Genomic DNA, 7,319 nt, shown 5'->3' with positions numbered 1-7,319 from the left:
AGGACTCGGCGATGATCGCGAAGACGAGGACGCCGACCGGCCAGTACCAGTGCGTCACTGCCTCCGGTGAGTCGGCCGTACGCACCCGCTGCCGGGCCGCCACCGCCGACAGCCACAGCCGGTGCAGGTCGAGCCGCTCCTGAGGCGTCGCCCCGCAGAAGGTCGCGAGCCGCTCGACGGGCGCGAAGTCCTGAGGAACGCCCTCGCCCGCACAGTATCGGTGCAGTGTGGAGGCGTTCATGTTGAGCTGGCGGGCGAGGGAGCCGTAACTCCGACCGGTGCGGTCTTTGAGCTGACGCAGCAACGCCGCGAACTCCTCGGCATCGTCCCTCACCGACATCGTTCCCCTGTCTTCCGCCCGCGATTCCGCATCCCAGGCCTTGATATCACTGCACGTCAGGTGGGCGTGGGATGGTTCCTTGGCGCCCGAAGGACGGCAGTCGTCGCACCGGCCCTCGATGGTCGACGACGTCCGATACGCAGACGCCGACGGTCGCGTTCATGGCCGCCGCGCGCTGGCCTGTGCCACGCCCAGCCGGACGGGGCACGCGCCCCGTCCGGCTGGGCGTGGCGGGCTCCGCCGTCAGTGGGCGCTCTTGGTCGCGATGTCGCTGATGTGGTTGTACCGCTCCACCAGTACGAAGAGCTTGGTCTCTTGCGTGTTCCTCCCACTGCCGAAGGTCAGCGTGACGGCGACCTCGTGTGCGTGCCCCAGGGTGCCGTTGTCCGTCACCGTCCACCGTGTGGGGACGTTCTGGGCACGCAGAACTCCGTCCGCCCCGTTCTCCTTCTCCCAGGCGGCCAGCCGCTTGGCGAAGTCGGGCGTCAGGTAGTGCGTGCGGAGCGCCTTGGCCAGCGCGGCGTCCGGGTTCTCGTAGTCGCCCTTCGCGTCGATGTACGCGCCGTAGAAGTCGGCGATCCGGGTCACCACGTGTCCGGACGTACCGGTGACCGACTTCGGTGCGGCGGCGGCCGGCTTCGAGGTGACGGCAGGCCCCTTCACGGCGGTATGGACGGACGCCTGCGCCGAGCCCTGCGCCGACACGCCGAGCCCGACGGCCAGGACGAGGCCAACGGCAGCCACGCCAAGGCTGCTCGGACGACGGCGTGCGGAGGACTTCCTGTTCATGTGCGTCTTCTTTCTCTGATTCGTGTGTGATTGCTCGCGGCAGGCTCCGGCTTTCGACCCGAAGACGTCTGCCGCCGTTCACCACCTCGTCCCGCGCCCGATCCCGATCCCGGTTGCCGAACTCCGCACCTCCGGTGCCTGGACACGCAGGGGCCCGGTGCGAAGGTTGCGGGGTGGATCGTCGCCGTGCCACTGCCGGGGCGGTGCTTGCGCCTCGGCCGGTGCGACACCCAGAGCTTCGAGGACACCCGGGGTTCCCTACAACAGCAACCCCCTCATCCCCGACGACAGAACGATCCCACCCGCGTTGACCTGCGGAAAAGGGAGTATCGGGAATGGCCTGGGACGCGTGGTCAGTCCCCTGCGGGACCGCCCGATGGCATCGTCGTTCGGCTCACGAGCCGGGGGCCCGTATCGCGGGTCCCTTCGCCGGCCCCAGCCGCGTGCTCGCTCCTGCCCTGGCGCTCGCGTTCGTCGGCTTCGGCCTGCTGCTCGGCTGCGACGGCTGGGAGTCGCCTCGGTATGCCACCGCCCTTGACAGTGGTGGCGGGGGCGGTCGGCGACCTGGGCTCGCCCTGCCGTCGTCCGTGACCGGCCTGGTGATGGCCGAGGCCACCGGCGTCCGCCCGGACGGCTGAAGCAGCCCCGGGGCCCGGGCTGTGGAACGACCGCCGGCAGGAAGCATTCGCCCGCATCACCGCGGCGATCCGCTCCCACGGCGCAGTCCCGGCCATCCAGCTCGCGCAGGGTTGCGTCCTGGGAAGTGGTGTGCGGGTTCCCACCTGATCCGGGCGCTTGGCCTGGCGTCGGAGTGAGGGCCCGGATATGAGAACGGCCACCGGCTGAGAGCTCGTAACACGATCTTGTGCGGCAGCGTGGCAGCCGGGTGTCCGTAGTCTTCCGGCATGGACAACGGAATCAGCCGTGTGGATGACGGGTGGGACATCCGCTCGATGCGTGGGATCGGCATCGGAGAGGTGATCATCGGCAACGAGCTGCGGCTTCACACCGGTGCGAACCGGATCGAGGTTCACAGTCCCGCAGAACTGACGACGGACCACGAAGCCGTGCCCGTCCACGCATCCACACGGACCAACCTTGACCGGCTGCCGCAGCTGCTCGATCAGGTGATCGCCGAGGTTCACGCAGCCGATTCAGGCAGCCTGCGGGTCCGCTTAGCCAACGGATGGCGTCTGGACGTGCCCGTTTCCTCCGATGCCTTCGGCTGGGTCATCGGTCTGCGGGGCAGCTACTTCATCAGATCACTGCCCGGTGGCGGCGTGAGAATGCCCGACGGGTCACGGGCTTGATCGCCGCGCTTACGAGGTGAGCGGCCTCTTGAGCCTCCTCCAGCAGATGAGCGAGCACCCGACCGAGACGAAGGCGTCGTGCAGATCAAGATGCTCAAGCGCCAGATGTTCGGCCGGGCGGGCTTCCAGCTGCTGAGGAAGCGAGTCCTGCTCGCAGGATGAGCTCTGGTGCCGTGCGATAGATTGCGGGCGACATGAGAGAAGAGCTCGCATGGACTCCCGCATCCCGCGGTTGCGACGCAAGCTGGCACGCATCCCCTACGCGCCCAACCGAAGCCACTCCTTTGGGGAGGAGCGGCACGAATTTCGTCTCGGCCCCCGCATCACCAACGGTCAGGCAGATGCCTTTCAGGGCGAGCATGACGTGGAACTCCCGCAGCCCTATCGAGACTTCCTCACCAACATGGGCGGCAGTGGTGCGTCTCCGTACTACGGACTGATCCCGTTGGAGGACTGCACGCTCTTCACGATGAACTCCAGAGACCCCAGCACGGGCTCAAGAGGATTCAGCCGGGCCTATCGCCCCACCCGCCGTGGTGACCTGTTCCTGCACGTCATCGAACGCGGCTGCAGCGATCTCGTCCTCATAGGCATAACCGGCCCTCTCACCAGGCGCATGCTCATCGGCAACGCAGACGGCTTCTGGGGCCCGAACGTCTCCTCAGCCCCGGACTTTCTCGCCTGGTATGAACGATGGCTCGACCACATGGCTGCCGGACAGGACAACCGGGCTCTGGAGCTCACCTCACCTCAGCTCAGAGCGCATCCGATCCGGCAGCGGCTCGCTCACTCCCCGTAACCGCTCCACAGAACCTGAGCCAGAACCCGTTCTCATGAACGAAGCCAGGCGGATCGTCAACACGTGCTCCGACACCCTGTTCGGCGACACCGGGCGCAGCGCGTATGCCGTGGGCAAAGGCGCCGTGGCCCTCATTTGAGGGCCGTTTCTGGAACCGCGCCAGGCCGCGCCCCCGACTGGTCTTACGGTGGAACACGCCCATCCAGGGCTGCGACGAGGATCAGGACCTGGACACCAACGGGAGGGGCCCGCCATGCAGTTGGCCGCCGACAAGGGCGACATCAACACGATCATCGGGGGAATCGCCCCCGACTGGGGGCCCTTCGGCGCCCTCGGTACCGAGGCCAAGACGATGATCCAGGTGATCATGGCGCTCGCCATCCTGATCTGTCTGGCGCTCGCCATTTGGGGCGCAGCGAAGCAGCGGATCGGCGCCACCGCCCTGCGAGACACCTTCAGCGCCGAGCAGGGCAAGGGCCTGATCGTCGCAGGACTGACAGGCGTCTTCATCATCGGCTCACTCGGAACCGTGTTCACCATCGTCTACGGCATGGCCGTCTAGCCGACTTCCGGCACCGCCGTTGCCAATTGGCGCCTGTCCCCCGGCGCGACGAACGGGCCCTCATTTGAGGGCAGTCGCTCGGACTCTTAACGCTGACCTGGCGGGAGAGCCCGACGCTGGCGGGGCCGTCCGCTCCAGACGGACGGGGGCGTCCGCGCGGTCGACGCGCACCGAGGTGGCGCCCTCGTCCGGCTGGACGTCGAGCACCAGGCGCAGGCCGCCGCCGCGGTGCGTGAGCCGGGTTGGCTCACCAGCCTGCAGCGCGGTACACGCCTAAAGGAGCGGCAGCACGATCTCCACCACCCGCTACGGCGGCCCGCTCGGCAGCTGTCCCGAACCGCGCACGCGTGCGGGAGGAGACGACTGTGGCCCACCTCGATCGAGGAGAACGCCCAGCACGGCATGCTGTAGGACGATGTGGCGCCGGACGTTCCCCAGAGGCAAGGCACCGCCGATCAGGGCGAGATCCCGCCCGACGACCCTGAAGACCCGATGCGCACGACGCAACAGACTCTCTCGACAATGCGAAGATCTATGCGAACCGTGCTGATGTCGCGCTGCGCCCGTTTTACGACACAGACCGTCGCGACACCGTGCGGCATCGCCACCCGCTACCGCCTCGGTCCCGCGACGGCGTAGGCCGCGCTGCTGACGACCGTGAGGACCAGGGCCGTCCAGGTGCCTGCTGCCGTGCCGGGAGGCAGCAGCATCCACATCGCCACCTCCATCGGCGCACTCGTCGGGGGCGGGGGTGCTCCGCTCCTCGTGTCGGCTGCGGGCTCTTCCGGTCGTCCTCCCCGCGACCGCGGCGAGGGGCCGAGCGCCCGCTCGCGCGGCCGGCCTTCGGCGTACCACCACTCGGCGAGGGCCGTGGGGCTGTGTGGCGGGGTGGATGACGACCGGGACGGTCAGGGCGATCCGGAGTTTGTCCAGCCAGGCAAGGCGGTTGGCGGCGTGGGAGGAGACGATGAGAAGGGCCTTCGACACTCCCACTTGACTGCATCTAGGACGTCCACAGTGGGCAAAATTGCCCGAATGTGCATTTCTTTGCACGCCTTTTGAGTGCATGCCATAGATTATTTGCTTACATGATCATTAGGGTCCCCTCAACCCGGACGCGTTTTGCCGCTTTCGTGGCAAGTCCACGTAAAATCAAGGGGGTTTTTATGCTGCAAGCCAGACGCACCAGACACAGACGCCTATCTCTGGCCGTCGTGTTCTTCGCAGTGCTCGCCTGTTTCGGCCTGGCCGGCGTCACCCAAGCAAGTGCCACCACTGCGAGTGGTGACTTCGCCGCAATTTCGCCCTCTGCCAGGATCGTTGACACGCGCTCGGCTCTCGGTGTCAGCACCACGCTCGGTGCGGCTTCCACCAACGCTTTCCAGGTCCTGGGGCAGGGCGGCGTTCCCAGTTCCGGGGTGTCGGCCGTGTCGCTGGGAATCACCGTGGCGAACGCCACCTCGTCCGGCAGCTACCTGCAGATGTGGCCCGACGGCAGCACCAGGCCCCCGGGGTCCGTCATCAACTTCTCCAGCAGCGCGGACGCAAGCAACTCGGCAATCGTCGCAGTCGGCCCGGACGGGAAGATCGACGTCTACAACTCCAGCGGCACCGCCGACCTCATCGTGAACGTCAACGGATACTTCACCTCCGATGGTGGCGCCACCTCTCCGGGAGGATACGTTCCGGTCACCCAGTCACGGCTCGTCGATACCCGGGACGGCACCGGCGCCGCGCAGACACAGATCGCGCCCGGCGGGACGCTGAACGTCCAGATCGACGGTGTGGACGGCATCACCGACGAGGCGTCGGTCTACGCCAACATCACCGTTCCTTCCCCCGGCAGTGCCGGAACTCTTTACGCCTACGCCACCGGAGGATCGGCTGGGCAGCCGGTCGTCGACTACAAGACCGTCACCACGTCCCAGGGCGCGGTGATCCCCGTAGGGGAAGGCGGCCAGATCACCCTGAAGAACGGGTCCTCCACCCAGTCGGTCGACGTGGTCCTCGACATCTACGGCTACTTCACCCAACCATCTTCCGGTGGCGGGGCCTTCACCGCCGCCCAGGACCGGCTGCTCGACACCCGCACCTCCACCGCCATCCCGGCCGACAGCAGCGTCAGCGTGACAGTGGCCGGCAACGACGGTATCCCCACGTCCTTCGGCGCGGCCGTCCTCAACTTGACCACGACCGGACAGCAGAACTCCGGCTACCTACGCGTGTGGCCGACCGGACAGCCGATGCCGTCCACCACGTCGGTGGACAACTTCCAGGCGAACACCTCCACCGCCGACCTGGTGATCGCCCAGCCCGGCGACCAGGGCGCGGTGAGCATCTACAACGCCAGCAGTGGCACCATCCAGCTCATCGTCGACCTGCAAGGGTGGTTCTCCATCGACGGTAACGACGACAGCGGCACCGTGACGACGCTACCGCCGGCTGATCCCCCGGAGACGGACCTGACCGACGCGCCAACGGACCCTGCAACCGCCACCTCAGAACCGGCGACCCCCACAGACTCGCCGAGCGGCATCGCGCCCAACCATGTGTACTGCGACCCAGGGGGCGTCTACAAACCCACCTCCCTCGGGGGCAGATACATCCGCGCCATCGGGCCCCTCCAGTCCAACTACAACGGCACCAGCCACAACGAAAGCACCACGTTCACTGCTGAGGCGTCGGGGACCGTCGGCATCAGCCTGACCGGATCGCTAAAGGTCTCACTCAACGAGCTAGTCTCGCGCCAAGAAGCCACCTACGGCATCAACTTGTCAGCTTCGCTGACCGCGAAACTGGGTAACTCGGTGACCGCGACCATCCCGTCGCATAAGACCGTCAGTGCCAAGTACGGCGTCTGGCGACGGCGTATCACAGGTACCAGCTTCTACCTGTACAGCAACTGCACGCACTCCACGTCTTCAACAGTCGTCTCCTACACGCCTTACACCGTCGGCTGGTACACATGGCAAAGCTGACCAGGGCCTCCGCGGCAGTGACGATCGCCTTGGCAGCGAGCGTTCCGCTCATCGCGGGCTGTGCAGCGCACAAGGGCCAGGGCTCACCGGACAAAACCCCAACCGCCTCCGCGACCGCGTCCCATCGCTCTTCGGCCATTGATCTGACGAAAACCCCACCCGACATCTCCGGCTCGGCCAAAGCCCTCATTCGCCTGGCGGACAGGACAAGTTCGGAAGAGGTAGCCGTGATCCAGAGCATCAAGGCCGGGACGGTTGCCGTGGCGACCGAATGCACCGGCGAGGGGAAGACGACCATAGTCATCGGAAAACTGGCCACCTACACCATCCCGTGCGCGGCCACGCCCGCTACGACTTACAACGAGATCGGATTGGGCAGCAGCAAGCAACACGTCAAAATCACGGTTATGGCCAGCGCCGGAATCCACTGGGGCTTGTCAGTCGGATGGCGTCCGGGATATCAGCGCCCGTCCTGACGCATTTCTGGTGGGCGTGAGGCGGGACGTCATTTCCGCCCCGGACCGCCCCGGAGGGCTCCGGG

The 7,319-nt window shown here is 66.7% G+C and carries 7 protein-coding genes and 1 pseudogene; 6 read left to right on the top strand and 2 right to left on the bottom strand.

Annotated elements, in window-relative coordinates; genetic code table 11:
• Both ABT116_RS37475 and ABT116_RS37470 read right to left on the bottom strand, forming a co-directional pair.
• Nucleotides 1-340 (bottom strand): helix-turn-helix domain-containing protein (locus ABT116_RS37475; RefSeq protein WP_351643562.1); only part of this gene is annotated, 340 nt, incomplete at its 3' end.
• Between the two features lie 243 nt (nt 341-583).
• Complete coding sequence (locus ABT116_RS37470) at nt 584-1,084, bottom strand: hypothetical protein (protein ID WP_351643557.1); 501 nt, start codon at nt 1,082-1,084, stop codon at nt 584-586.
• 503 nt (nt 1,085-1,587) lie between these two features.
• Here ABT116_RS37470 and ABT116_RS51020 point away from each other — a divergent pair.
• From ABT116_RS51020 to ABT116_RS37440, 6 genes and pseudogenes are all read left to right on the top strand, one after another.
• Nucleotides 1,588-1,873 (top strand): annotated as a pseudogene (locus ABT116_RS51020) (hypothetical protein); the annotation flags it as partial.
• A gap of 161 nt (nt 1,874-2,034) precedes the next feature.
• Nucleotides 2,035-2,439 (top strand): DUF6188 family protein, encoded by a 405-nt coding sequence (locus ABT116_RS37460; RefSeq protein ID WP_351643552.1) that lies wholly within the window; start codon nt 2,035-2,037, stop codon nt 2,437-2,439.
• Nucleotides 2,440-2,650: 211 nt separating this feature from the next.
• Entirely contained in the window at nt 2,651-3,238 is a 588-nt protein-coding gene (locus ABT116_RS37455) for an SMI1/KNR4 family protein (RefSeq protein ID WP_351643549.1), read from the top strand.
• Between the two features lie 253 nt (nt 3,239-3,491).
• Entirely contained in the window at nt 3,492-3,800 is a 309-nt protein-coding gene (locus ABT116_RS37450) for a DUF8827 family protein (RefSeq protein WP_351643546.1), read from the top strand.
• Nucleotides 3,801-4,933: 1,133 nt separating this feature from the next.
• Nucleotides 4,934-6,778 carry a hypothetical protein gene (locus ABT116_RS37445; protein ID WP_351643543.1) on the top strand — a complete coding sequence of 615 codons (1,845 nt, stop codon included), beginning with the start codon at nt 4,934-4,936 and terminating at the stop codon, nt 6,776-6,778.
• A complete protein-coding gene (locus ABT116_RS37440) occupies nt 6,766-7,254 on the top strand; it encodes a hypothetical protein (protein ID WP_351643539.1) in 489 nt (162 codons plus the stop codon). Before ABT116_RS37445 ends, ABT116_RS37440 begins: the two co-directional genes overlap by 13 nt.
• Nucleotides 7,255-7,319 lie beyond the last annotated feature (65 nt).

Origin of the sequence: Streptomyces sp. NPDC002130, assembly GCF_040296465.1 — a bacterium.
GTDB lineage: Bacteria > Actinomycetota > Actinomycetes > Streptomycetales > Streptomycetaceae > Streptomyces.
The sequence above is the reverse complement of the archived record's forward strand: the minus strand, read 5'-3'. Positions and strand labels throughout refer to the sequence as shown.

Excerpts from the sequence above, each read along its gene's own strand:
- ABT116_RS37460 (WP_351643552.1), top strand. The coding sequence starts at position 2,035 with ATGGACAACGGAATCAGCCGTGTGGATGACGGGTGGGACATCCGCTCG.
- ABT116_RS37450 (WP_351643546.1), top strand. The coding sequence starts at position 3,492 with ATGCAGTTGGCCGCCGACAAGGGCGACATCAACACGATCATCGGGGGA.
- ABT116_RS37440 (WP_351643539.1), top strand. The coding sequence starts at position 6,766 with ATGGCAAAGCTGACCAGGGCCTCCGCGGCAGTGACGATCGCCTTGGCA.
- ABT116_RS37455 (WP_351643549.1), top strand. The coding sequence starts at position 2,651 with ATGGACTCCCGCATCCCGCGGTTGCGACGCAAGCTGGCACGCATCCCC.